The sequence below is a fragment of the Streptomyces sp. NPDC014656 genome (genome assembly GCF_043084305.1).
Lineage (GTDB): Bacteria > Actinomycetota > Actinomycetes > Streptomycetales > Streptomycetaceae > Streptomyces.
In genome coordinates this window covers 20,841-44,942 of sequence record NZ_JBIBZN010000022.1, presented here as the reverse complement: position 1 = coordinate 44,942, position 24,102 = coordinate 20,841, and the positions used below count along the sequence as shown (strand labels likewise).

Genomic DNA, 24,102 nt, shown 5'->3' with positions numbered 1-24,102 from the left:
CGCGTCCGGGCCAGGAACGGTCCCGGTCAGGAGCGGTCGCGGTCAGTCGCGGTCGCGGTCAGTCGCGGTCGCGGAAGTCCTCGAAGTAGTCCGGCTGCGTCTGGACGTTGAGCTCGTCCATGCGGATCCGGTTCGCGGGGTCGGTGCGCCGGTCGGAGACCTTCAGGACGTCGAGGCCCCGGGCGATCTCGTTCGAGTAGACGTGGCCGTTGTAGTAGTAGGCGGACCAGGAGCCGCCGGTGGTGAGCGCGGTGGCGGACACCGGGCCGCGGTCGAAGTAGCCGATCTCCTTCGGGTGCGCGGAGTCGGTGAAGTCCCAGATCGAGACGCCGCCCTGGTACCAGGCCTGGACCATGAGGTCCTTGCCCTTGACCGGGATCAGCGAGCCGTTGTGGGCGACGCAGTTCTCGGTGTCGGCCTGGGGGCGCGGGATCTTGTAGTAGCTGCGGAAGACGAGCTCGCGCTTGTCGCCCTTGCCGACGATGTCGTAGATGCCGTTGGCGCCGCGGTTCGGGCCGACGACCGCGTTGCAGGTCGCGCCGCCACCGCCGCCGAGCTCGTCGGTGAAGACGACCTTGTTCGCCTTCTGGTTGAAGGTCGCGGAGTGCCAGAAGGCGAAGTTGACGTTGTCCTGGACCTGGTCGATCACCCGGGGGTGCTCGGGGTCGGAGACGTCGAAGAGGATGCCGTCGCCCATGCAGGCGCCGGCGGCGAGGTCCTTGCCGGGCAGCACGGTGATGTCGTGGCAGCCGGTGGTCTTGGAGACGCCCGGGTTGACGGGACCGCCGGGGTTTCCGCCGCCGTCCGGGCCGTCACCGGGGAAGAGGACGGGGAAGTTGACGACGCGGGCCTGCTCGGGCGCCTTGCGGGGCACCTTGATGACCGAGATGCCGTCGTGCGGCCGCTGGCAGTCCGGGAAGGCGTCGTTGGGCGAGTAGGAGGAGACGTAGACGTACACGTCCTTGCGCTGCGGCAGGAGCGTGTGGGTGTGGGAGCCGCAGGCGGTCTCGACGGAGGCGACGTACCGCGGGTTCGCGACGTCGCTGATGTCGAAGATCTTCATGCCCTCCCAGGACTCCTTGACCGAGGCGGGCTGCGTCGTGCTGGCGCACGAGTCGTCGCTGCGGGAGGAGTCGGTGGAGAGGAAGAGGAGGTCCCCGGAGACCGAGATGTCGTTCTGGGAGCCGGGGCAGAGGACCTGGGCCACGGTCTTCGGGCTCTTCGGGTCGCTGATGTCGAAGATCCGGAAGCCGTCGTAGTTGCCGGCGAAGGCGTACCTGCCCTGGAAGGCCAGGTCCGTGTTGAGGCTCTTGAGCGCGTCCTTGGGGACGTTCGCCAGGTGTGCGATGTTGTCCGTCCGGACGATCTCGTCGACGCCGGGTATCTCGCCGCTCCGGATCGCCGACCGGGCCTCGGCCGCCTGCTCCGCCGAGACGGGCGCCTGGACGGGCGCGTCTCCCGGGTCGGGGGTGGCGGCGGCCGTGCCGGTGGCGAGCAGGGCGGCCAGCAGGCCTGCGGCGGCGGTGGCCGCGCCGAGCCGTCTGATCCGGGACCGCGGACTGTGCGGGGTATGCAACGAAGTCACTCCGTCCTCCGTGTTTTCCGTTCAACGCTGAACGGTGCTGGACCCCGGCAGTATGTTCCTTGGCGTGCACATCCCAACAGATGGCAACACAGATGTAATGAAGGAACCTGGGCAACTCCCCCGCAAGAAGTGCTAGGAACGGCCCCTGCACCCGCAAATCCCCCTGGAGGTACCGTTGCTGATCCGTCGTCGCCGCGCCGCCGTCGCCGCCGCCCTCTCCGTCCTGGCCGTACTCGCCCTGGGCGCCTGCGAGTCGGGGTCCGGCTCCGCCGCGCGGGAGCCCGCCGCCCCGGCCGGGTCGGGCGGGGTGGTGGTGCCGGGCAGGCCCGGTGAGCCGGCCCGGCGGGTGTCGCCCGAGGAGGCGGCGAGCCTGCTCCCCGACGAGCGGCCGAACGGCGCGGACTTCCGGTACGTGCAGATGATGGTGGTGCACCACCGCCAGGCCCTGACGATGACCGCCCTGGCCCCCACCCGCGCGGGCTCGCCGCAGGTCAGGAAGGTGGCCGAGCGGATCGCGGCGGCGCAGCAGCCGGAGATCGGCGCCATGGAGGGATGGCTGGGGTCGAACGGCGGCCCCCGGGAGCAGGGCGCGCACGACCATCACTCGATGCCGGGCATGGCGACCGAGGCCCAGCTCGCACAGCTGCGCGCGGCGAAGGGCGGGGCCTTCGACGAGCTCTTCCTGAAGCTGATGGTGACGCACCACGAGGGGGCCGTGACCATGGCGGCCGAGGTGCTGGCCCAGGGCAACAACGTGCTGGTGGAGGAGATGGCGAACGACGTGATCGCGCAGCAGACGGCGGAGATCAACCGGATGCGGTCGCTGTGAGGTCCCCGGCGGCCGGTCCCCCGGCCGGGTCCCGGCGGGCGGCCTGCGCCTCGGCCGCTGCCAGGACCGTGTCGAGGAGCCCCGGGAAGAGGGCGTCGAGGTCGGCCCTGCGCAGTCCGTTGAGCTTGGCCGTGCCGCGGTAGTCCTGGCGGATGACGCCGGCCTCGCGGAGCACCCGGAAGTGGTGGGTGGTGGTCGACTTGGTGACCGGGAGCACGAAGTGGGAGCAGCTCAACTCGGTCTCCGCAGCGGCGAGTTCGCTGACGATCCGCAGCCGTACGGCATCCGACAGGGCGTGCAGCACGGGCTCCAGGCGGATCTCGTCACGCGCGGGGTGCTCCAGGAGGCGGGGGCTGACGGGGGTCGACATGGCGGCGGCTCCACTTTCTCCCGAGGGACGGTTCCCTCCCGAGCGACGATTCTCTCCCGGGGGACGGCTCTCCCCGCGGGCGGGTCCGGGACGGCCTCCATTGTACGAGGACTCTCGTAGTTTGACAGTCGGCGTACTACGATGGGTATCGTACGAGCATCCCGCCGGGCCCATCCGTCCGGCACTTCCGGCCGTCCCGAAACGGAGTCCCGATGAGCGCCGCCCTCTTCGAGCCCTACACCCTCCGCTCGCTGACCGTCCCCAACCGCGTCTGGATGGCCCCGATGTGCCAGTACTCGGCGGAGGTCTTCGGCCCGAACGCCGGGGTCGCCACCGACTGGCACTTCGCCCACTACGCCTCCCGCGCCACCGGCGGCGCCGGCCTGATCCTGGTCGAGGCCACCGCCGTCGCCCCCGAGGGCCGGATCAGCCCCGCCGACCTCGGCCTGTGGAACGACACCCAGACCGAGGCCCTGCGCCGGATCGCCGGCTTCCTCAAGGCCCACGGCACCGTCCCCGGTATCCAGATCGCCCACGCGGGCCGCAAGGCCTCCACCCAGCGTCCCTGGCTCGGCCGCGGCCCCGCCCCGGCGGAGGAGGCCTGGCAGCCGGTCGCGCCGAGCCCGGCCGCCTTCGACGAGGGCTACCCGGTGCCGACCGAACTGACCGAGGACGGCATCCGGGAGGTCGTCGGCCACTTCGCGGCCGCGGCCCGCCGCGCGCTGGCCGCCGGCTTCGAGGTCGTCGAGGTGCACGGCGCCCACGGCTACCTCATCGGCGAGTTCCTCTCCCCGCACAGCAACCACCGCACCGACGCCTACGGCGGCTCCTTCGAGAACCGGACCCGGCTCGCCCTGGAGGTCGTGGACGCGGTCCGGGCCGTCTGGCCCGAGGAACTCCCCGTCTTCTTCCGCGTCTCCGCCACCGACTGGCTGGAGGAGGCGGGCTGGACCCCGGACGAGACCGTCCGCTTCGCCGCGCTGCTGCGCGAGCACGGCGTCGACCTGCTCGACGTCTCCAGCGGCGGCAACGGCGGCCCCGCCCGGATCCCGGTCGGCCCCGGCTACCAGGTGCCCTTCGCCGCCCGGGTCAAGGCCGAGACCGGACTGCCGGTCGCCGCCGTCGGCCTCATCACCGAGCCCGCGCAGGCCGAGAAGATCATCGCCAACGGCGAGGCCGACGCGGTCCTCCTCGGCCGCGAGCTGCTGCGCGACGCCTCCTGGCCGCGCCGGGCCGCGCGCGAACTGGGCGCCACCGCCTTCGCGCCGCCGCAGTACGCCTGGGCGATCTGAACCCGCGCCCGCGAGGACGCCCCGCGGCCGGACGGCCACGGGGTGTCTTCGGGCGCCGTTGTCAGTGGCCGGGTGCAGACTGGCCCGTACCCGCGACAACGGCGTCCTGGAGGTGGGCCCCATGCCCGACGTACTTCTCACCGTAGGCACCCGCAAGGGACTCTTCATCGGCCGCAGGCACGACGGGCGGTGGGAGTTCGACGATCCCCACTTCCCGGCCCAGGCCGTCTACTCGGTGGCCATCGACACCCGGCCGGACACCCCCCGGCTGCTGGTCGGCGGCGACAGCTCCCACTGGGGCCCGTCCGTCTTCCACTCCGACGACCTGGGCCGGAGCTGGACCGAACCGCCCGCGCCCGCCGTGAAGTTCCCCCGGGACACCGGGGCCTCCCTGGAGCGCGTCTGGCAGCTCCACCCGGCCCCCGCCCACTCCCCCGGCGTCGTCTACGCGGGCACCGAACCGGCCGCGCTCTTCCGCTCCGAGGACGGCGGCGAGTCCTTCGCCCTGGTCCGGCCGCTGTGGGAGCACCCGACCCGCTCCCAGTGGGTGCCGGGCGGCGGCGGCGAGGCCGTGCACACCGTCGTCACCGACCGCCGCGACCCCGACGCCGTCACCGTGGCCGTCTCCACCGCCGGCGTCTTCCGCAGCCGGGACGGCGGCGCCTCCTGGGACCCGTCCAACCACGGCGTCTCCGCCGTCTTCCTGCCCGACCCGGACCCGGAGTTCGGCCAGTGCGTCCACAAGATCGCGCAGGACGCGGGCGACCTGGACCGGCTGTACCTCCAGAACCACTGGGGCGTCTACCGCAGCGACGACGCCGGCGGCAGCTGGACGGACATCGGCGGACCGCTGCCCTCCGACTTCGGCTTCGCCGTCGCCGCGCACCCGCACCGCCCCGGCACCGCCTACGTCTTCCCCATCGCCGCCGACTCCGACCGCGTCCCGGCGGAGCGCCGCTGCCGGGTCTACCGCACCACGGACGCGGGCACCAGCTGGGAACCCCTGCACAAGGGGCTCCCGCAGGGCGACCACTACGGCACGGTGCTCCGCGACGCCCTGTGCACCGACGACGCCGACCCGGCGGGCGTCTACTTCGGCAACCGCAACGGCGAGGTCTACGCGAGCGACGACGACGGCGACAGCTGGCGGCTCCTCGCCGGCCACCTGCCGGACGTCCTGTGCGTCCGGGCGGCGGTGATCTGAACCCCCCGCCGCCGCACACCCGTCGGAGCCGCGCTCAGGGCAGCAGCCAGTCCACCGGCTCGGCGCCCTGGGCGACCAGCATCTCGTTCGCCCGGCTGAAGGGGCGGGAGCCGAAGAAGCCCCGGTCCGCGGAGCGGGGGGACGGGTGCGCCGACTCGACCGCCGGCAGACTGCCCAGCAGCGGACGGGCGTTGCGGGCGTCGCGGCCCCAGAGGATGGAGACCAGCGGCTTGCCGCGGGCGGCGAGGGCGCGGATGGCCTGCTCGGTGACCTCCTCCCAGCCCTTGTTCCGGTGGGCGCCCGCGTTGCGCGGGGAGGTGGTCAGCGTCCTGTTGAGCAGCAGGACGCCCTGCCGGGTCCACGGCGTGAGGTCGCCGTTGGAGGGACGGGGGTGGCCCAGGTCGGTGTGCATCTCCCAGAAGATGTTGAGCAGACTGGCCGGCAGCTGCCGCACCTCGGGGGCCACCGCGAAGCTCAGGCCGATCGCCATCCCCGGGGTGGGATAGGGGTCCTGACCGACGATCAGGACCCGCACGTCGTCGAACGGCTGCTGGAAGGCGCGCAGCACGTTCGGCCCCGAGGGCAGGTAGGTACGGCCCGCGGCGATCTCGCCCCGCAGGAAGTCGCCCATCTCGGCCACCCGGCCCGCGACGGGCTCCAGGGCCTTCGCCCAGCCGGGCTCCACCAGTTCGTTCAACGGTCTCGCAGTCACGGTCCGTCACTCTAGCGGCCTACACCGACAACGCCCTCCGCCCTAGACTGCGGGCCCCAGACCCCACCCGGTGAGGACGGTTGCAGCGTGGATCCCGAGAGCGAAGGCGGCGGCGGACCGGTGGACGCGCTGGTCGTCGGGATCGACTCGGGCGGGTCCGGGCTGCGGGTCGCCCTCGCCCGGGCCGCCGACGGGACGGTGCTCGGCCGGGCGGCCGCGCCCGGACCCGTGCGGACCGGACCGGGCGGGATCTCCGCCGCCCACTTCCTGGAGTCGGCGCTGCCGGCCGTGGCCGCGCTGCGGGCGGAGGCCGGGGAGGGACGGCCGGTGCTCGCCGCCGCCGTGGGGGCCGCCGGGATGGCGACCCTGGGCGAGGAGCTGCGGGCGGTCCTCCCCGCGGCCTTCGCCGAGGCCTGGGGGGTGCGCCGGACGGCGCTCGCCGCCGACGCCGTCACCGCCTACGCCGGGGCGCTCGGCGCCCGGCCCGGCGCGGTCGTCGCCGGCGGCACCGGCCTGATCGCCCTCGGCACCGACCTGAGCGGCTGGCGCCGGGCCGACGGCTGGGGGCACCTCCTGGGCGACTGCGGCAGCGGCGCCTGGATCGGCCGGGCCGGACTGGAGGCGGCGATGCGGGCGCACGACGGGCGGCGCGGCGGTTCGCCGGCGCTGCTGGCCCGCGCGGAGAGGCTGCACGGCCCGGCGGCCGGGCTGCCCGCCGCGCTCTACCCGCGCACGGACCGGCCGGCCGTCCTGGCCGCCTTCGCCCCGGAGGTCGCCGCCCGCGCGGCGGACGACCCGGTCGCGGCCGGGATCCTGGCGCGGGCCGCCGAGCACATCGCGGACGCCGCCGGGGCGGCCTGCCCGCCGGACCCGGCGGCCGTGGTGGCGCTGACCGGCGGCCTGTTCCGGCTCGGCGACCCGCTCCTCGTACCGCTGCGGGCGGCGCTCGCGGAGCGGCTGCCCGGGGTCCCGGCCGTCGCTCCTGCGGGGGACCCGCTCGACGGGGCGGTGGCGCTGGCGGCGGGGCTCGCGGCGGGCGCCCAGCGCCTCCCCGAGGACCCCGCGCTGCTGCGGGTCCTCTGACGGCGCGCCCCGCCCCCGGGGGCATCGCCGCTGGTCCGGGGCGTACCGAGCGACCGAACGAACGTCCGGTCCGCCAGGTGGCGCGTCTTCGACCGGACATACAGGGGCAGAAGGCGCGGGGTCGCACCTCACCGAACGCCGCCGTCCGCAAAGCCAGTAGCATGCGGCGCCATGAGCACCCCCACTGGGCCCGCCAACGGCCTGCCTGTACGAATGCCGCGCCCCCGCCCGTCCGGGCGGCACCGTCGCCCCGACCCGGCGGCGGCGCCCGAGGGCGCTCCCGCCCTGGTGCTCGCCGTCCCCGGCGTGCCCTCGGCCGCCATACGCTCGCTGGCCGAGGAGCTGGTGAGCATCGCCCGGTCCGAGCTGCCCGGCCTGGAGGCCGCGATCGGCTTCGTGGACGGCGACGGCGAGGAGTACCCGACGCTGGCCGGCGTGCTGACCGCCGCGGCGGAGCTGCGCGAGGAGCGGTACCGGATCGCCGTCGCGGCCGGCCGCGAGGTCGAGGCCCCGCAGGGCCCGGCCGCGATCGTCGTCCCGCTGCTCGCGGGCCCGGACAGCGCCGTCATGCGCCAGGTCCGCCAGGCCGTCATGGACAGCGGCAACACCGCCGAGCTGACCGACGTCCTCGGCCCGCACCCGCTGCTCGCCGAGGCGCTGCACGTGCGCCTGTCGGAGGCGGGGCTCGCCCGTGCCGACCGCGCCCGGCTCTTCACCGTCGCCACGGCCGCGGACGGCATCGTCCTGGCCACGGTCGGCGGCGAGGAGGCCGTGCAGGCCGCCGGGATCACCGGCATGCTGCTCGCGGCCCGGCTCGCCGTGCCGGTGATGGCCGCCGCCCTCGACCAGGAGGGCTCCATCGCCTCCGTGGCCGAGCAGCTGCGCGACGCGGGCGCGGTGCAGCTGGCCCTGGCGCCGTACCTGATCGGCCCCGAGCTGGCCGAGGGCCTGCTCGACGAGGCGTCGAAGGAGGCCGGCTGCCCCGCGGCCGAGGCCCTGGGCGCCTACCCGGCCATCGGCAAGCTCGTGCTCTCCCAGTACGCGGCCGTGCTCGGCCTCCCGCAGCACGGCGCGGCCCCGGCGCTCTGACGCCCGGGCCCCGTGAGGGCCCGCACCGGCGGCCGTCCGGTGCGGGCCCTTCCGTATGTCCGGGGGCGCTCCCGGAACCGCGCCTTCCGGCTCCGGTCACGCCCCCGGGGCCGTATCAGCCGAAGACGACGCAGGTAACCGCCGGGGCCTCGACCGAGCCGGCGCGGACCGGTGTGCCGGTCTCCGGGTCGACGTCGAACCAGGTGACGTCCCCGGACCGCTCGTTCGCCGCGTAGAGCCGCCGCCCCGACGGGTCGAGGACCAGGTCGCGGGGCCAGGATCCGCCGCAGGGCACGGTGGCCGAGCGGATCGCCTCGTCACCGGCCGGGGAGAGGACGAGGACGGCGAGGGTGTCGGTGCCGCGCACGGCGACCCACAGGAAGCGCCCGTCCGGTGCCACGGCGACGGCCGAGGGGTAGGCGGGGCGGGCGCCGTCCGCGTCGGCGAGCGGGATCTCCGCGAGCGGCGTCGGCTCTCCGCGCTCCGCGTCCCAGCGGCAGACGGTGACGGCGGGCTCCAGCTCGCCGACGACGTACAGGTGGCGGCCGTCCGGGTGGAAGACCAGGTGGCGGGGGCCGTAGCCGGGCCGCAGGGTGGTCTCCCCGTGGAGCCGGAGGGCGCCGGTGGCGGGGTCGAGGACGCAGACGCGCACGGAGTCGGTGCCGAGGTCCACGCTGAGCACCCAGCGGCCGCTCGGGTCGGGCACGACCTGGTGGGCGTGGGGCCCGGCCTGCCGGTCGGCGACCGGGCCGCTGCCCTCGTGGTGCAGGACGGCGGTGGCGGGGCCGGGGACGCCGTCCGCGGCCAGCGGCAGGACGGTGACGCTGCCGGAGGTGTAGTTGGCGGTGAGGAGGTGGCCCGCGGTGACGGCGAGGTGGGTGGGCCCGGAGCCGCCGACGGGCACGGGGGCGCCGAGCGGGCGCGGCGCGGGTCCTTCGGGGGCGAGGGCGGCGACGGCTCCCGGCTCGGTCTCGGAGACGGCGTAGAGGACGCCGCCGGCGAGGGCGAGGTAGGAGGGGTCGGCGACGGCGTCGGTGCCACCGGTGACGGTGAGCGCGCCGGTCGCCGGGTCGACGTCGGCGGCCAGCACGCCGCGGCCCCCCGCCGAGGTGAAGGAGCCGAGGTAGGCCCGTACCGCCCCCGCTCCCCGTCCACGTGTCTCGTCGGTCCCGCCCACGGCGCCTCCCTGCCCCGGGCCGGTCGCTGCGACCGGCCGTCTGCGGCGACGTTAGCAGGGGGTCTAGACCAAGTTCGATCAGTGGGCGGCGGCCGCCGTCAGGAGCGGACGAGGAGGGAGCCGGGCGGGGTCCGCAGCGGCTCGTCGAGGGCGGCGAGCAGCCGCTCCAGGCCGCTGACGTGACCGAGCGCGGCGGGGGCCGGAGGGGACGCGGTCTCGGGCTCGTCGGCCCGGGCGGCGGGGGCGGGCCTCGGCGTACGGGGCGAGGTGAGCCGCTCCACGGCCGTCTCGACGCGCCAGCAGGCGGCGGCGAGCCGGGCGTCGTGGCTGGCGTCCGGATCGGCGGCGACGGCCGCGAGCCCGCGGACCTCGGTGGCGCACTCGTCGAGCAGGCCGAGGACCTGGCGGGCGCGCCCCTTGCGCTCGCGGAAGGGGCTCAGCGGGTGGACGAGCGGGGCCAGCGAGAGCCGCACCCGGCCCAGCAGCAGGTCGAGCTCGGTCACGTGCGGGCGCGGATCGGCCCGCTCGTCGCCGGACAGCCGCCGCTCGGAGGCCGCGGTCGCCGCGTGGACGGCCCGCAGCGCGCGCTGGATCCAGGCGTCGTTGATCGCGTGGGTGGTGACCGGCAGGATCAGCAGGACCGCCAGGGCGGCGCAGACGGCGCCGACCACGGTCTCCTCCAGCCGCAGGACGAGCAGCGCCGGGTCCAGGACCCCGAGGAGCCCGTAGAGGAGTCCGGCCATGACGGTGACCGCGAGCATCATCCAGCTGTAGGAGAGCGGCGCGGTGTAGAAGATCCCGAAGACGCAGACGGCCACCAGGAGGGCGGTGGGCAGCGGGGCGCCGTGCAGCGGGATGGCGACGGCCATGCCGACCGCGATCCCGAGTAGCGTGCCGAGGAAGCGGCGGAAACCGCGCACCAGGGTCTCGCCCCGGGAGACGGTGTTCACGAAGATCCACCAGGTGGTGCCGACGGCCCAGTACCAGCGGTCCTCGGAGAGCGCCTGGCCGATGCCGAGGGCCACCGCGCAGGCCGCGGTGGCCTGGATCGCCTGCCGGGTGGTGATCCGGGCGAGGCCGGTGCCGGGGAGCGGGGCGGGAGCGGCGGGCGGCGGGTTGCGCCGCTCGATCGGCCAGAGCGCGAAGCGCACCGTGCCCGCCGCCGCGAGGGCGATGCCGACGGCCGCGTACAGCTCGGGGAGCTGGGCGGGCACGGCGTGCAGGAACTGGGTGCTGAAGAAGTTCATGAAGGCGAAGATGCCGAGGGCGTGGCCGCGGGGGCCCCAGCGCCGGGCGTAGACGCCGCCGAGGACGACGAGCAGGAAGGCCGTGTCCCGCAGGAGGGTGTGGTCGTGCAGCAGCGTGGCCAGCGCCAGGACCGGGAAGCCGGCGAGCGGCAGCAGCAGGGTGGTGACGGCCTGGCCGCGGACGGTGGCGTCGGTGACGGTGAACAGGGCGAGCAGCGCCGCCAGCCCTCCGGTGATCGACGCGGTCAGCGAGAAGCCGGCCAGTTCGGCGACGGTCACCGCGAGCGCGATGCCGAGCACCGCGCGCAATCCGGTCCTGAGCCGGAGGAGCCCCGGATCCGGAGCCACGAACATCCTCTTCACGGCGGTCGGCCGCCCCCTCGTCTTGCCGCTCGCCCGCCGTGCGCCCTGCCCCCGGGGTGGTGGGGCGCGCACGGACACGACGAAGGCGCCGGCGTCCGGGACGGCCTCGTCGCCGTCCCGGCGCTGCGGCGCCGAGAACATCTGATGGGACCAAGGGAAACACCGACCGGGCGCTTGGCTCAAATCGCTTCCGGAACGCTGTGCCATTGGCCCGGTCATCGCCGGTGGAAGTGGCCCACGTGTGGGCCGGTGGACCACCTCAGGTCAGGGCGGCCGGAGCCGCGGGGGTGCGGCGCAGCAGGGCGGCGAGCGCGGTGTGGCCGCGCCGCTCGGCGTGCTCCAGGGCCGTGGTGCCGTACGAGTCGCCCAGTCCGGGGTCGGCCCCGGCGGCGAGCAGCAGCGCGACGACCTTCTGGTGGGCGGGGCCGCCGTCGCCGAGGATCACGGCCTCCAGGAGGGCGGTCCAGCCGAGGTCGTTGACGTGGTCGACGTCGATCGGGGTGTCGCGCAGGACGGCCCGGACGTACGGCACGTGGCCGCGTTCGGCGGCGGGGATGAGGCTGGTGCCGCCGAAGCGGTTGGTCAGCCGGAAGTCGGGTGCGGGGTCGGCCGCGAGCAGCACCCGCAGCATCGCCACGCTGCCGGTGGCGCCGGTGGCCAGCCAGGGGCTGTCGTGCCGGGCGTCCTGGGCGTTGACGTCGGCGCCGGCGGCGACGAGCGCGCGGGCGGCCCCGACGTGGTCGCCGAGCACGGCGAGCAGCAGCGGGGAGCGCAGCTCCTCGTCGCGGGCCCCGGTCCCGGCCCCGTCGGCGAGGGCGGCACGGACGCCGTCGGCGTCGCCCCGGCGGGCGGCGGCGAGGAGCCGGTGGTGGGGTGTGGCGGTCACGGCGGTCTCCTCGGGGTCGACGGCGGGCTGAGGGGCGTGGGGGGACGGAGGGAGGGTCGGGGGTGTGCCGGGGCCGTGCGCCGGACGGAGCGGACGGCCCCGGGGCGCGGGGGCCGACGGCGTCCGGGCGGGCGTGGCCGGACGCCGTCGGGGCCTGGGGGCCCGGCGGTGGCTACCGCGTCACTTCGCGAGGGCGGCGACGCCGGCCTGGGCGAACTTCTGGTCGAGATCGCCGGAGGGGGCGCCCGCGACGCCGATGCCGGCGATGGGGGCGTTCTTGGCGGTGACGGGGGCGCCGCCGCCGAGGAAGAGGGTGCCGGGGATGTCCTTGAGGTTGGGGGCCTGCTCCAGGCGCTTGACCAGTTCGGTGGTCGGGGCGTTCCAGGAGACGGCGGTGTACGCCTTCTTCTCGGCGGACTCGTAGGACTGCGGGCCCGCGCCGTCGCCGCGCAGGGTGACGATGGTGTTGCCGTTGCGGTCGACGACGGCGACGGAGACGCGCTGGTTCTCCTTCTCGGCGGCGTCGAGGGCGGCCCGCGCGGCCTTGGTGGCGGCGTCGATCGTCAGGTGGGTGCTGGTGGTGGTGTTCTTGTTCTTCGCGTCGGCCTTGGCAACGGCGGCGGGAGCGGCGGCCGGGGCGGAGGCGTTCGCCGAGACGGCGCCGAAGGTGCCGGTGGCGAGGACGGCGGCGACGGTGGTGCCGAGGACGAGCTGCTTCTTCTTCATGGTGGGCTCCCGAGGAGGTCGTGGGCGGACCTGACCGGTCCGGGTGGAGGAGGGATGTTCCTTCGTTCTGCCTCCATCCTGGGTCCGCCCCCCGCCCCGCACGGTCGGCCCGGCGGATGGTCGTGCGGCCCCGCCCGGCGGACCGGAGGGTCAGCCGATCGGACGACCCGGCCCCGGGCGGGGTGCGGTACGCGCGGGGAGAGCGGAGGGCGCGGCGCCGCGTCCGGCCGCCGCGCGCGCGTGGAGGACGGGGAGCCTGGCGGCCCCGCACGCGCGCGTGGCGGAACAGGAAGCCCGCCCGGCCTTCGCACGCGCGCGTGGCGGCGGGCCGCGCGCCCCTCGGGGGCGGCCCGCGGGGCGCTGGGTACAGTCGGGACCATTCCGGCGGATCGCCCCGCCGGGCGGACCATCACGCCGGGCGGCCTCCTCCCGGCGGGCACGGGGAGGCCGGCACGTCATGGCGGTGGACGAACTCGACACCCGCATCCTGCGGCTCCTGATCGAGCAGCCGCGCACCAGCGTGCGGGAGTACGCGCGCGTCCTGGGCGTCGCCCGGGGCACCGTACAGGCCCGCATCGACCGGCTCGAACGGGACGGGGTGATCACGGCCACCGGGCCGGTCCTCTCCCCCGCCGCGCTCGGCCACCCGGTGCTCGCCTTCGTGCACGTGGAGGTCACGCAGGGCCATCTCGACGAGGTCGGCGACGCGCTGGCCTCCGTGCCGGAGATCGTCGAGGCCTTCTCGATCACCGGCGGGGGCGATCTGCTCACCCGCGTGGTGGCCCGGGACGCGGGCCACCTGGAGGACGTCATCCAGCGGCTCATCCGGCTGCCTGGCGTGGTCCGCACCCGCACCGAGATCGCGCTCCGCGAACGCGTCGCCCACCGGATGCTGCCGCTGGTGGAGTCGATGGGCCGGAGCGCCGGGGAGCGGCGGGGCCGGGGGGCGTGACCCGGGGGCGGGGCCGTGGCCCCGGAGGCGTAACCCGGGTGCGGGGCGCGGGGACGCGTGGCAGGGTACGGGCGTCCCGTCCTCCCACGCACCGGAGCGTCCCATGGCGATACCCGACCGACTCGCCCCCCTCCTCTCCCAGTTCGACTTCGCCCGGCAGCGGCTGACGGGCCGTCTGGCCGGGCCGGTGGTGGACAGCGGCAACGGCACGGACGTGCCGGTGGGGCCGATGACCGACGCCGAGTACCTGTGGGAACCGGGGCCCGGCTGCTGGTCGGTGCGGCGGCGGGAGGGCTGGACCGGGGCGGACGGCACGCTGCTGAGCGGCGCCGGTGAGTGGGGCCGGGAGAGCGCCCCACACCCGCACCCCGTGCCGCCGCCGTTCACCACCCTCGCCTGGCGGCTCGCCCACCTGAGCGAGCTGCTGGCGCTCCGCGCCGACCACACGAACGGCACCCGCTCGCTGACCCGCGACGACTACCGCGCGGCCGGCGACGCGGCCTCGGCGATCGCCGCCTTCGACGGGGCGGCGGAGGAGTGGCGCGGGGCGCTGCTCTCCGTCGGCGACGAGGAGCTGGAAGCGGTCGGGCACTGCACCTACCCGCACGGCGGCGACGCCGAGGAGCCGTTCCTGGAGGTCGTCTGGTGGGTGAACCAGGAACTCCTGCACCACGGCGCGGAGATCGCGCTCCTCCGTGACCTGTACCGGGTCCGGAACGCCTGACCCTCAGCCGGCCGTCGTCCGGGCCAGGACGAGTGCCACGTCGTCCTGGGCCGGGCCCACCAGGAGCCGGTCCAGGACCCCGTCGCAGACCCCGTCCAGCGGGCCGTCGGCCCGGCCGAGGGCGCGGCCGAGCTGCCGCATCCCCTCGTCGAGGTCGCGGTCCCTGGCCTCGATCAGCCCGTCCGTGTAGAGCACGAGCAGTCCGCCGGGCGGCAGCGGGAACTCCTCCGTGCCGAAGTCGTGCGCGCCGGTGCCGAGCGGGGTGCCCGGCGGTCCCTGGAGGAAGGAGACCGCGCCCTCGGGCGTGACCACGGCCGGCGGCGGGTGGCCGGCGCGGGCGATCGTCCAGGTGCCGGTGGCCGGGGAGTGCACGGCGTACAGGCAGGTCGCCATCGTGTCCTCGCCGAGGTCGGCGACGACGGCGTCGAGGGAGCGCAGCATCTCGGTCGGCGGGATGTCGTGCCGGGCCAGGGTCCGCACGGCGGTGCGGAGTTGGCCCATGACGGCGGCCGCGTGGATGCCGTGCCCCATGACGTCGCCGATGACGAGTCCGGTGCGGTCGCCGGGCAGTTCGATCACGTCGAACCAGTCGCCGCCGACGTCGTGCGCGCTCGCCGGGAGGTAGCGGCCGGTCAGTTCGAGGCCGGTGACGGCGGGCAGCGCGCTGTTGGTGAGGCTGCGCTGGAGGGTGAGGGCGGCGGCGCGCTGGGTGGTGTAGAGGCGGGCGTTGTCGATGTTGAGCGCGGCGCGGGCGACGACCTCGTCGATGAGCACCGCGTCCTGGTCGTCGAGGGGTTCGCGGGTCTTGAGGCGGGTGACGGTGACGGCCCCGAGGACCTGTCCGCGGGCGACCAGCGGCACGGTGCGGGCGGAGCCGAAGCGGGTCGACAGGTAGTCGCGCAGCGACTCGGCCGCCTTCCCCGGGAAGAGGACCGGGATGTCCTCGCCCCCGAGGAAGGTGGGCCTGCCGTCGAGGACGAGCCGCTCGTACGGGGAGCCGGCGGGCAGCTGGAAGGTCTGGCCGGGCTCCAGCAGCGGGCTCGGCGGCACCGGTTCGGGGAAGACGGCGGCGATGCGGCGCAGCACGCCCCGGGAGGAGGCGGCCAGGTCGTCGGGCTCCAGGACGGATTCCAGCATCTGCACGTCGGCGGAGTCGCAGAGCTGCGGCACCAGGAAGCGGACGACCTCCTCCGCGGTCTGCCGCAGGTCGAGCGTGGTGCCGATGCGCGCGCCCGCCTCGGCGAGCAGCGCGAAGCGGTGCCGTGCCCGTTCGACCTCGATGTGGGCCTGCTGGCTCTCGGTGATGTCGACGAGGGAGGCGATGATGCCGAGGGGGCGGCCGGGCCGTACGGGCTCGGCGGCGCCGTCGGCGTGATCGGACGCGGGGCCGGAGCGGGTGCCGCGGTCGACGAGGGGCGCGTAGGAGCAGGACCAGATGTGGTCGCGGCCGGGGTCCGCGGGGGTCCGGCCGACCCGGCGGGCGTCGATGACCGCCGTACGTGAGTCGAGGACCTGGCGCATCAGGGACTCCAGGGAGGCGGCGTTGACGCCGGGCACCACCTCGGTGAGGCGGCGGCCGACGTGTTCGGCGGCGGTCACGCCGTTCATCCGTGCCAGGGCGTCGTTGACGCGCAGGAAGCGCAGGTCCGGGCCGAGCAGGGCGAGCCCTATGGGCGACTGGGTGAAGAGGGACTCCATCGCGGCGAGGTTCTCCCGCATCCGCAGGACCTCGGAGGTCTCCACGGCGATGAGCATGGCGCCGGGCCGGCCCGTGGGGTCGGCGGCGGGCACGATCCACATCTCCATGGGGACCATGTGCCCGTCCCGGTGGCGGACCGGGAGCGTACCGACCATGCTCTCGCCGGCCTGGACCCGGCGGGTGAGCCGGTCGGCGAGCTCCCGGTTGCCGTCGGGGACGAGCAGCGGGGAGGCGGGGAGTCCGAGGACGTGCTCGGGACGGTGGCCGAGGAGGTCCTGGGCGGCGAGCGACCACTCGACGATGCGGCCCTCGGCGTCCTCGCGCCAGAGGGCGATCGGGAGCAGTTCCCGGAGCACGCCCGCGTCCCCGACGGCCGCCCGCGGCGGCTGCGGAACCCTGCTCGGTGACGACTGATGAGCGTCCACGCATCGACCTACGCATCGGCCTGGCCCCAGGGGGCAATCCCTATCGAATCACCCTAGCCGAGGTCCCGTCGACGGGCCCCCGCGCCGCATCCGTTCGGACGCGCACCGTCGACCGGTGGCGTTCGGGCCTCCTGGAGGCGGGCGGGGCGCGGGGCCGCGCCACGGGCGCGGGGCGCTCGGACCGGAAGGGGCGCCCGGGTCAGAAGGCGAAGACGGCGCCGGTGCGGGCGTTCAGCTCGCAGGTGTTGCCGTACTGGCGGGTGAAGGAGACCGGCCGGCCGCGCCAGACGCCTTCGGCGCGGACCTCGACGGGGTCGTAGAGGAGGACGCACGCGGTGTCGGACTCGCGGTCGACGCGCCCCTGGGTGGCGTCCAGGTCGGCGCAGGCCTCGGCGGCGCGGGGGTGGTCGCCGCCGGCCGGGTCGCAGCGGAGGGTGACGGCGCGCGGGGCGGCCGCGGGCGGGGTGGCACCGTCGGGGGTGGACGCGGTGGTGGCCGGGGCGGGGCCGGTGACGGTGAGCCGGACGGCCGTACCGGCCGGGGCGGCGGGGGTGGTCGGGACGTGGGGGACCGCGGGGGTGGTCGGGGCGCTCGGGCCGTGGGAGGCGGGGGCGTGCGACGCGGGACCGTGCGGGGTGGCGCCGTCGGACGGGGAGGCCGTGACGGCGGGCGCGGCGAGCAGGAGGGCGGCCAGCAGCGCGGCGGGGGTGTGCGTGTTCATGCCCGGTCAACGATCCCCGGGGTCCGGTGGTCACCGCTATGCCCGTGTGCCCGCGGCGTTCGCGTCCCCGCGGAGCGCGGGGCGGGGCGAAGGCGCGGCACGCGGGGCGGGGGGATGGCGCGCGGCGGGGCGGGGGGTGGCGCGCGCGTCGGGCGGGGTGTGGCGAGGACTCGCCGCGTCGCGGGAGCCCGTACGGCGTGAAGTCGCCGCGGACGGGTGCTCCTCGGGCCGGGCGGCCGACCGGCGGAGTGGCCGGTTCCGGTGGGTCGGCGGCGGCCGGGGCCTTGGGGCTCACGGTACGAGGGAGTTCCCGGAGGGGGGCGGACGACCGGATCCCGCCCTTGCTCACCCAAACAGACCACCTGTTGCACAGGGCGTGATCATCGCTGGTCGCATGCCTCTGGCGCCCTTCCGCACGCCCTGGTGGAGGCGATCTTCCGGAGCGCACTCTGATCCACGGGAACGCGAACGGGAGGGGTGGCACGTGGAGCGGGACAGGGGCGGGGGCACGGACGGTCACGGCGGGGGCGTCGTCGACGTCTGCGTCGTGGGGGCCGGGCCGGTCGGGCTGACGCTCGCGATCGGACTGCGCCGCCTCGGCCTGGGCGTCCGGATCGTCGACCGGGCGCCGGAGACGAAACGGGAGGCCCGCGCGCTGGTGCTGTGGGCGCGGGCCCGGGAGGCGCTGGACTCGCTGGGCGTCGGCACGCTCCTGGACGCGCACGGGGCGGAGCTGGGCGCGGTGACCGTGCACGCCCGGGGCCGGCCGCTCGGCGAACTCACCACCGGCTGGGCGCGGTCCGCCTTCGCCCGCCCGCTCAACATCGAACAGCACGTCATCGAGCGCCTGCTGGCCGGGGAGCTGGCCCGGCTCGGCACCCGTGTCGAGTGGAACACCGAGGTCACGGACGTCAAGGTGCACGACGACCGGGCCGAGTTCACCCTGCGGCACGGTGAGGGGCGGATCGAGTCGGGCTCCGCGCCCTGGATCGTGGGCTGCGAGGGCACCCGCAGCGTGGTGCGGGACCGGCTCGGGATCGCCTTCGAAGGACGTCGCCGCACCGGCCTCCAGGTCGTGCAGGGCAACGCGCTGCCCACCTGGCCGCTGGACGAGGAACCGGGGCGCGGCCACATCTTCCTCGCCCCGCGCCGGGCGCTGCTCGTCTTCCCGCTGCCCGACGGCGGCTACCGCTTCTTCTGCTTCCGCGACGACCCCGACCCCTCGCTGGGGGCGGCCCCGACCCTGGACGAGCTGCGGGACCTGGTCGCGGAGACCGCCCGCATGCCCGGGCTCCGGCTCGCCCCCGCCCCGTCCCGGTGGCTGAACCGCGCCCGGTTCAGCGACCGGGTCGCCGTCCGGCTGCGCAGCGGGCGCGGTCTGCTCGCCGGGGACGCGGCGCACGCGTGGGCGCCGGTGGGCGGGCACGGCATGAACGTGGGCGTCCTCGGCGCCCACAACCTCGCCTGGAAGCTCGCCGCCGTGCACCGGGGCGAGGCCGGTGAGGCACTGCTCGACACGTACGACGCGGAGCAGCGGCTGATGGCGCTCCGGTACATCCGGGAGATGCGGTTCAACTTCATGGAGCTGCCGCTGCCGCCCCTCGGGCACCGGGCCTTCACCGCGACCGTGCCCGCCGCGCTGGCCAGGAGCGGCTTCCAGCGCCGCCTCGACCTGCGGCTGAGCGACCTGCGCCGTCATCACCGCGACAGCCCGCTCTCCGTGCGGGTGTCCGGACCGGGCCGGAGCACGGGCGCGCGGGCCGGCGACCGGATGCCGGACGCCCGGGTCGTCCCGGCGGAGCCCGGACCGGGCGCGGCGGGCCCTGGGGAGGCGGTGCGGCTGCACCGGCTGCTGGCGTACGGGACGTGGACGCTGGTGCTGCACGCGGGCCGCGCCGACGCGGTCACCCTCGGGGCGCTGCGCGCCGCCTGCGCCGCCGTCCCCGTCCGCGTACGTCCGCTGGCCGTGACGCCCGCGGACGCGCGGGCGGCCGCGGCCCTCGGGGATCCGGCGGAGCTGCGGCTCGTACGGCCCGACGGGTACGTGGGGCTGGTCGCCCCGCTCGGCCGCGTCGACCGGCTGCGGGAGTACCTGGCGGGGCTCGCCGCCGGCGCGAGAGCCGCCGGCCGGGCCTGAGCCCCCGCCGCCCCACCCCTGCCCGCCCCTCGCCCCCACCGTGTGCGCCGAACCGATCGGGAGTCGGATCCTGATGTCCACCAGTCCTGCCGCCGCCCCCCAGCCCTTCCCGTCCCCGCCGTCCCTTCCCGCCGCCGAGCCGCTCCGCGTGCCGGAGGCCCGCCGGCGTCCCCGTGCCGACGGCACGGTGACCGTGGTGGGGGCGGGGATGGCCGGGCTCGTCGCCGCCTACGAGCTGGAGCGGCTCGGCTTCCGCGTCGAGGTCCTCGAAGGGAGCCTGCGGCTCGGCGGGCGGGTGCGCACCCATCGCTTCGGGGCGCAGGAGGGCGCCCCCTTCGTGGAGCTGGGCGCGATGCGGATCCCCACCGCGCACCACCGGACCATGGGGTACGTCGCCCACCTCGGGCTCGCCGACCAGGTGCGCCCCTTCCGCACGCTGCTGTCGGAGGAGAACGCCTTCCTGGCGACCGGCGGCGGGCACGTCCGGCTGCGGGACGCGCCGCGCGCCCTGGTGTCCGAGGTGCGGTCCTCGCTGGGGCCGGCCGGGTTCCGGGAGGAGACCGTGGTGTTCGGCGCCTGGCTCGCGGCGGTGGTCGACGCCGTCGCCCCGCCCGCGCTGCGGGACGGGCTCCGGGCCGACCTGGGCGGACGGCTGCTCGGTCTGGTGGACGAGATCGACCTGACGCCCCATCTGCGGGGCGGCGGCAAGGACCGGATCGACGTGCACGGGCTGTTCGCGGCCCATCCGGGGATCCGGGCCGGCTGCGGCAGCCGGCTGGACGGCTTCCTCGACGACATCCTGACCGAGACCAGCCCCGGTCTCGTCGGGCTCGCCTGCGGCATGGACCAGCTGGTGCAGCGGCTCGCCGCCCGGATCCGGGGTCCGATCTGGCTCGGTCAGCGGGCGACCGGTTTCGAACTCGCCTCCGACCACGTGCGCGTGCGGCTCGGCGCCGGGGCGGCGGCACGGGTCAGGCGCTGCGACTACGTGCTGTGCACGGTGCCCTTCTCGGTGCTCAGGGAGCTTCCCCTGGCGGGCTTCGACGAGGACAAGCTCGCCGCCGTCCGCGAGGTCGTCTACTGCCCGGCCACCAAGGTGGCCGTGCACTGCCGGGAGCCGTTCTGGGAGCGGGAGGGCATCCGGGGCGGCGCCTCCTTCAGCGGCGGCCGGATCCGGCAGACGTACTACCCGACCTCCGCACCGGCCGGAGCCGGGAGTGCCGGGGAAGCCGCGCTCGGCGCCGCCCTGCTCGCCAGCTACACGATCGGCGAGGACGCCGACGTGCTCGGCGCGCTGCCCGCCCCCGACCGGCACCGGGCGGTCGTCGAGGAGCTGGGCCGGATGCACCCGCAGCTGCTGCGGCGCGGGATGGTGCGCGGGGTCGCCAGCCTGGCCTGGGGCGGTCATCCGTGGACGCGGGGCGGCTGCACGATCCGCTGGGGCGCGGATCCGGCGGGCCGGGAGGAGCAGCGGCTGCGCGCGCTGCGCCCGCAGGGCCGGATGTTCTTCGCCGGGGAGCACTGCGCGACGGAACCGGCGTGGATCGAGGGGGCGGTGGAGTCGGCCCTGGAGGCGGTGCGGCTGATCGCGCGGGACGAACGGCGGGACGAACGGCGGGGCGGGCGGGGACGGGACGAGCGGTGGCGGGGCGCTGCGGCGCCGGCCGGGCTGGAGGCGGCGTGAGCGTCTTCGACCTGCCCCGGGTGCACTTCGCCGGCACGGCGCTGACCCGGCTGCCCACCGGGCCCCGGTCCGGGCTCGTGGACCTGGCCTCCCACACGGCGCTGCGGGACGGCGGCGCGGGCGCTCCGCCGGAGCCGTTCGGGGTGGCGGGCCCGGCGGCCGGCTACCACGCGCACCTGGCGGAACGGGGGGCGCGCGGCGGGCACTTCTCGGGGAACGGGCACCTGGTGTGGGAGGCCAGGGTCACCGGGACGGAGCGGACGGCGGGCCGCGTGGACCGGTCGGATCCGCTGACGGGCCGCTCGGTGGACCTGTGGGGCCATCACAACCCCTACCTGGGGACGACGGTCAACCGGGCGCGGGTCTTCGACGTCGATCCGGCGTCCGCGTGGACGGCGACGCTGATGGGCGGCCGGTTCGCCTTCGGACGGGAGGGCCGCTCGCACGACGCGGGCTATGCCTGCCTGGGCGGCCTGCGCGGCTTCATGCCGCCGCGCTGGCAGGGCTTCCGGCCGGTGGCCCGCTCGCTCCACCAGTGCGTGGCCGGGGCGGAGGACGGGCTCGACTGGCCGGCGGGGGCGGTGGACTCCCCCGTGGTGCGGGCGCTGCGCGCGGCCGTGGCGGAGCGGGACGGCGGGGCGCTCCTCGTCCAGTTCACCCTGGAGGCCGTGGCGGCGGACGAGGACGGGGGCGGGGACGCGCCGCAGCGGTGGCGGCTGCGGGGCGTCGTGGCGCCGTGGAGCCCCGGCGAGCCGCGCAGCCATCCGGCGGGCCGGCTGCTCGTCCCGTACGGGGCGGACGGCGGCGCCGATCGGCCCGGGCCGTGCACGGTGCGGATCGGCCCCGAGGGGGTCGTGGTCAACGAGCCGTACGCGCGCGGGGCGGCGGACGGTGGCGACGGGCCTGTCCTGGAGCTGCGGACGGCGGGGTCGGGACTGACGGTCGCGGTGCTGCCCCGCGGGTTCCGGGGCGGGGCGGTGGCGACCGTGCCGGCGGTGTCGGAGGAGGCCGTGCGGCGGGCCGGAGAGGAGGGGCTCGTGGTGGTGCGGGACGGCGGAGGGGTCGTCCTGCGGGAGCGGGAGGCGGTGGTGCTCACCGACGACGCGGCGCTGATCCTGGACCATCCGGACGCCGAGCGCGGCGACGAGCACGCCGTCGAGGTGCCGCTCCGGAGCTTCCTGCGCGGCCGGCCCGGGCCGCTCCCCGCGCTGGAGGTGCGGCAGTACCCCAATCCGCGCGCGCTGCCGCTGGATCCGGCGGCGTCGGGCCCGCTCGCCCGGACCGGGGACGTCACCGTCGTACGGCTCCGGGCCGGGCGGTCGGGCGACCGCAAGGCCTCGGAGGCGGCGGGGCCGGAGGCGGCGGGGGCCGTGTGCCGGATCGCCACGGACGCGGAGGGGCACGGCTGGTTCACCGTCTCCGGGGCGCGGGCGGGGACCGCGCGGCTGCTGTTCGCGACGGGGCCCGAGGACCTGCCGCCGGTCGACGCGGCGGCGCCCGGCTCGGCGGCCGGATGCTACGACCACGACGACGCGCTCGGGTTCTGGGCGTGGGCGGGGACCGCCGCCGTGCGGGTGCTGCCCGACGACTGGCACCTGGACGCGGTCCTGCCCTCCGAGGTCGGCTTCGACCTGCTGCACCGCGAGGTGTTCGCGTACTACGAGCAGCTGTTCCCCTTCATGCGGGACGAGGTGTTCAGCCTGGCCGACCGCTGCAAGGTGGAGACGTACGCGAAGCTCGTCTGGCAGATGTGCGACCCGGCCAACAAGGACCGCACCTACTACATGCCGCCGACCCGGGACCTGACGCTGCCCAAGGCGCGGCTGCTCCTCGCGTACCTGCGCTCCCGGAGCGCGGCGGCGGCGCTCCCGCACGCCCCGGCGGCCCCCGCGCCGCGCCGGACGGCGGAGCCGCGCATCACCACCCGGGCCCAGCTGCGCGCGGCGCTGTGGCAGGCGGTCACCGTGGAGCTGGCGACCTCGCTGCAGTACCTCTACGCCGCCTACACGGTCCCGACCCACGGCACGGGCTTCTCCTACGTGCGCGGCGGCAGGTGGACGCCCCGGCAGCTCCGGCTGGCCTGCGGGGACGGCGGGGAGACCCTGGCGAAGGGCATCCGGGACAGCCTCCTCGACGTGGCCCGCGAGGAGATGGTCCACTTCCTGGTCGTCAACAACGTGCTGATGGCGATGGGCGAGCCCTTCCACGTGCCGGCGATCGACTTCGGGACGCCCGGCCGGCTGCCGCTGCCGCTGGACTTCGCCCTGGAGCCGCTGCACCTGGGCAGCCTCCAGCGGTTCATCGCGATCGAGCGGCCCGAGCGGCTGGCGGGCGCCGCGACGGCGACCGGGGCCGCCGGCCCGGTACCGGCGGGGTCCGGCACGCGCGCGGGGGTGCCCTTCGGGTCGCCGAGCGAGCTGTACGCGGCGATCCGGGACGGGCTGGCCCGGGTGCCCGACCTGTTCCTGGTCGAGCGGGGCAGGGGCGGCGGCGAGCACCACCTCTTCCTGGGCGCGGCCGTCGACTCCGTCCACCCGGACTACCAGCTGGAGGTGGACGACCTGTCGAGCGCGCTCTTCGCGATCGACTTCGTCACCGAGCAGGGCGAGGGCGGGGTCCTCGACGCGCCGGGGGACGGCGGTCCCTCGCACCACGAGACCTTCGTGCGGCTCGCCGAACTCCTCATGACCGAACGGGCCGACGGGCCCGGCGGGCAGGGGGCGCCCTGGGAGCCGGCCCACCCGGCGCTGCGCAACCCGACGGCCGACCCCGGCCATCCGGGGCGGCCCGCCGTGCTCGACGCGCACGCCCGGCAGGTGCTGCGGCTGTTCAACCGCAGCTACTTCCTGATGCTGCAGCTGATGGTCCAGCACTTCGGGGAGAGCCCGGACGCGAGCCTGCGCCGCTCCCGGCTGATGAACGCCTCGATCGACGTGATGACCGGGATGATGCGGCCGCTCGCCGAACTCCTCGTCACCCTCGACTCGGGCTGGCGGGGGCGGACGGCGGGCCCGTCCTTCGAGCTGGAGGAGCCGCCCGCGCACATCGCCCGGCCGGACGTGGCCCGGCGCGGATTCGCGATGCGCTTCCGGCACCTGGCGGCGATGGCCCGGGAGTGCCCGGGCGTCCCGGACCGGGTGCCGGAGCTGATGGCCTGGTACGCGGAGCACTTCGCGGCGGAAGGGAGGAGGTGAGCC

The 24,102-nt window shown here is 76.1% G+C and carries 19 protein-coding genes; 10 read left to right on the top strand and 9 right to left on the bottom strand.

Annotated elements, in window-relative coordinates; all coding sequences use genetic code 11:
* Positions 1 to 58 precede the first annotated feature (58 nt).
* Complete coding sequence (locus ACF1ED_RS34145) at positions 59 to 1,585, bottom strand: LVIVD repeat-containing protein (RefSeq protein WP_391767235.1); 1,527 nt, start codon at positions 1,583 to 1,585, stop codon at positions 59 to 61.
* A gap of 175 nt (positions 1,586 to 1,760) precedes the next feature.
* On the opposite strand from ACF1ED_RS34145, the gene ACF1ED_RS34140 reads away from it, so the two are divergent.
* Complete coding sequence (locus ACF1ED_RS34140; protein WP_391767234.1) at positions 1,761 to 2,414, top strand: DUF305 domain-containing protein; 654 nt, start codon at positions 1,761 to 1,763, stop codon at positions 2,412 to 2,414.
* Here ACF1ED_RS34140 and ACF1ED_RS34135 read toward each other — a convergent pair.
* A complete protein-coding gene (locus tag ACF1ED_RS34135) occupies positions 2,392 to 2,784 on the bottom strand; it encodes an ArsR/SmtB family transcription factor (RefSeq protein ID WP_391767233.1) in 393 nt (130 codons plus the stop codon). The two genes, ACF1ED_RS34140 and ACF1ED_RS34135, sit on opposite strands and share 23 nt — an antisense overlap.
* Before the next feature lie 212 nt (positions 2,785 to 2,996).
* On the opposite strand from ACF1ED_RS34135, the gene ACF1ED_RS34130 reads away from it, so the two are divergent.
* Entirely contained in the window at positions 2,997 to 4,076 is a 1,080-nt protein-coding gene (locus ACF1ED_RS34130) for an NADH:flavin oxidoreductase/NADH oxidase (RefSeq protein ID WP_391767232.1), read from the top strand.
* Between the two features lie 121 nt (positions 4,077 to 4,197).
* On the top strand, positions 4,198 to 5,280 hold the full coding sequence (locus ACF1ED_RS34125; protein WP_391767231.1) for a WD40/YVTN/BNR-like repeat-containing protein: 1,083 nt from the start codon (positions 4,198 to 4,200) through the stop codon (positions 5,278 to 5,280).
* A gap of 34 nt (positions 5,281 to 5,314) precedes the next feature.
* On the opposite strand, the gene ACF1ED_RS34120 is transcribed toward ACF1ED_RS34125, so the two are convergent.
* Positions 5,315 to 5,992, bottom strand: coding sequence for a uracil-DNA glycosylase (locus ACF1ED_RS34120; protein WP_306314853.1), 678 nt, complete (start codon positions 5,990 to 5,992; stop codon positions 5,315 to 5,317).
* A gap of 87 nt (positions 5,993 to 6,079) precedes the next feature.
* On the opposite strand from ACF1ED_RS34120, the gene ACF1ED_RS34115 reads away from it, so the two are divergent.
* Together ACF1ED_RS34115 and ACF1ED_RS34110 are read left to right on the top strand one after the other, a co-directional pair.
* Positions 6,080 to 7,075 (top strand): N-acetylglucosamine kinase, encoded by a 996-nt coding sequence (locus ACF1ED_RS34115; RefSeq protein WP_391767230.1) that lies wholly within the window; start codon positions 6,080 to 6,082, stop codon positions 7,073 to 7,075.
* A gap of 171 nt (positions 7,076 to 7,246) precedes the next feature.
* Complete coding sequence (locus ACF1ED_RS34110) at positions 7,247 to 8,164, top strand: sirohydrochlorin chelatase (protein WP_391767229.1); 918 nt, start codon at positions 7,247 to 7,249, stop codon at positions 8,162 to 8,164.
* A 115-nt stretch (positions 8,165 to 8,279) separates the two neighbouring features.
* Here the strand turns inward: ACF1ED_RS34110 and ACF1ED_RS34105 are convergent, their stop codons facing one another.
* From ACF1ED_RS34105 to ACF1ED_RS34090, 4 genes are all read right to left on the bottom strand, one after another.
* Positions 8,280 to 9,341, bottom strand: a complete 1,062-nt coding sequence (locus tag ACF1ED_RS34105) for a lactonase family protein (protein WP_391767228.1) — start codon at positions 9,339 to 9,341, stop codon at positions 8,280 to 8,282.
* A gap of 98 nt (positions 9,342 to 9,439) precedes the next feature.
* Entirely contained in the window at positions 9,440 to 10,942 is a 1,503-nt protein-coding gene (locus ACF1ED_RS34100; protein ID WP_391767301.1) for an FUSC family protein, read from the bottom strand.
* 268 nt (positions 10,943 to 11,210) lie between these two features.
* The gene (locus ACF1ED_RS34095) at positions 11,211 to 11,837 is read right to left on the bottom strand and encodes an ankyrin repeat domain-containing protein (protein WP_391767227.1); all 627 of its coding nucleotides are present in this window, start codon (positions 11,835 to 11,837) and stop codon (positions 11,211 to 11,213) included.
* 180 nt (positions 11,838 to 12,017) lie between these two features.
* Positions 12,018 to 12,563: a heme-binding protein gene (locus ACF1ED_RS34090; protein WP_391767226.1), complete on the bottom strand. Its 546-nt coding sequence runs from the start codon at positions 12,561 to 12,563 to the stop codon at positions 12,018 to 12,020.
* Positions 12,564 to 13,020: 457 nt separating this feature from the next.
* Between ACF1ED_RS34090 and ACF1ED_RS34085 the strand changes: the two genes are divergently transcribed.
* Both ACF1ED_RS34085 and ACF1ED_RS34080 read left to right on the top strand, forming a co-directional pair.
* On the top strand, positions 13,021 to 13,515 hold the full coding sequence (locus ACF1ED_RS34085; RefSeq protein WP_391767225.1) for an Lrp/AsnC family transcriptional regulator: 495 nt from the start codon (positions 13,021 to 13,023) through the stop codon (positions 13,513 to 13,515).
* Positions 13,516 to 13,618: 103 nt separating this feature from the next.
* On the top strand, positions 13,619 to 14,239 hold the full coding sequence (locus ACF1ED_RS34080; RefSeq protein WP_391767224.1) for a DinB family protein: 621 nt from the start codon (positions 13,619 to 13,621) through the stop codon (positions 14,237 to 14,239).
* 3 nt (positions 14,240 to 14,242) lie between these two features.
* Here the strand turns inward: ACF1ED_RS34080 and ACF1ED_RS34075 are convergent, their stop codons facing one another.
* The gene (locus tag ACF1ED_RS34075) at positions 14,243 to 16,294 is read right to left on the bottom strand and encodes a SpoIIE family protein phosphatase (protein WP_391767223.1); all 2,052 of its coding nucleotides are present in this window, start codon (positions 16,292 to 16,294) and stop codon (positions 14,243 to 14,245) included.
* Between the two features lie 268 nt (positions 16,295 to 16,562).
* Complete coding sequence (locus ACF1ED_RS34070) at positions 16,563 to 17,084, bottom strand: SSI family serine proteinase inhibitor (protein ID WP_391767222.1); 522 nt, start codon at positions 17,082 to 17,084, stop codon at positions 16,563 to 16,565.
* A gap of 484 nt (positions 17,085 to 17,568) precedes the next feature.
* Here ACF1ED_RS34070 and ACF1ED_RS34065 point away from each other — a divergent pair, with 484 nt between their 5' ends.
* The 3 genes from ACF1ED_RS34065 to ACF1ED_RS34055 all read left to right on the top strand — a co-directional run bounded on the left by ACF1ED_RS34065 (position 17,569) and on the right by ACF1ED_RS34055 (position 24,099).
* Positions 17,569 to 19,221, top strand: coding sequence for an FAD-dependent monooxygenase (locus tag ACF1ED_RS34065; RefSeq protein WP_391767221.1), 1,653 nt, complete (start codon positions 17,569 to 17,571; stop codon positions 19,219 to 19,221).
* Positions 19,222 to 19,294: 73 nt separating this feature from the next.
* Positions 19,295 to 20,905, top strand: coding sequence for a flavin monoamine oxidase family protein (locus ACF1ED_RS34060; RefSeq protein ID WP_391767220.1), 1,611 nt, complete (start codon positions 19,295 to 19,297; stop codon positions 20,903 to 20,905).
* Positions 20,902 to 24,099, top strand: a complete 3,198-nt coding sequence (locus tag ACF1ED_RS34055; protein WP_391767219.1) for a ferritin-like domain-containing protein — start codon at positions 20,902 to 20,904, stop codon at positions 24,097 to 24,099. The genes ACF1ED_RS34060 and ACF1ED_RS34055 overlap by 4 nt, the downstream gene beginning before the upstream one ends.
* The last annotated feature ends 3 nt before the right edge of the window (positions 24,100 to 24,102 follow it).

What these genes read in the sequence shown, in the direction of transcription:
- ACF1ED_RS34130 (WP_391767232.1), top strand. Translation starts at nt 2,997, where the DNA reads ATGAGCGCCGCCCTCTTCGAGCCCTACACCCTCCGCTCGCTGACCGTC.
- ACF1ED_RS34110 (WP_391767229.1), top strand. Translation starts at nt 7,247, where the DNA reads ATGAGCACCCCCACTGGGCCCGCCAACGGCCTGCCTGTACGAATGCCG.
- ACF1ED_RS34080 (WP_391767224.1), top strand. Translation starts at nt 13,619, where the DNA reads ATGGCGATACCCGACCGACTCGCCCCCCTCCTCTCCCAGTTCGACTTC.
- ACF1ED_RS34090 (WP_391767226.1), bottom strand. Translation starts at nt 12,563, where the DNA reads ATGAAGAAGAAGCAGCTCGTCCTCGGCACCACCGTCGCCGCCGTCCTC.
- ACF1ED_RS34100 (WP_391767301.1), bottom strand. Translation starts at nt 10,942, where the DNA reads ATGTTCGTGGCTCCGGATCCGGGGCTCCTCCGGCTCAGGACCGGATTG.
- ACF1ED_RS34060 (WP_391767220.1), top strand. Translation starts at nt 19,295, where the DNA reads ATGTCCACCAGTCCTGCCGCCGCCCCCCAGCCCTTCCCGTCCCCGCCG.
- ACF1ED_RS34070 (WP_391767222.1), bottom strand. Translation starts at nt 17,084, where the DNA reads ATGAACACGCACACCCCCGCCGCGCTGCTGGCCGCCCTCCTGCTCGCC.
- ACF1ED_RS34125 (WP_391767231.1), top strand. Translation starts at nt 4,198, where the DNA reads ATGCCCGACGTACTTCTCACCGTAGGCACCCGCAAGGGACTCTTCATC.
- ACF1ED_RS34085 (WP_391767225.1), top strand. Translation starts at nt 13,021, where the DNA reads ATGGCGGTGGACGAACTCGACACCCGCATCCTGCGGCTCCTGATCGAG.
- ACF1ED_RS34135 (WP_391767233.1), bottom strand. Translation starts at nt 2,784, where the DNA reads ATGTCGACCCCCGTCAGCCCCCGCCTCCTGGAGCACCCCGCGCGTGAC.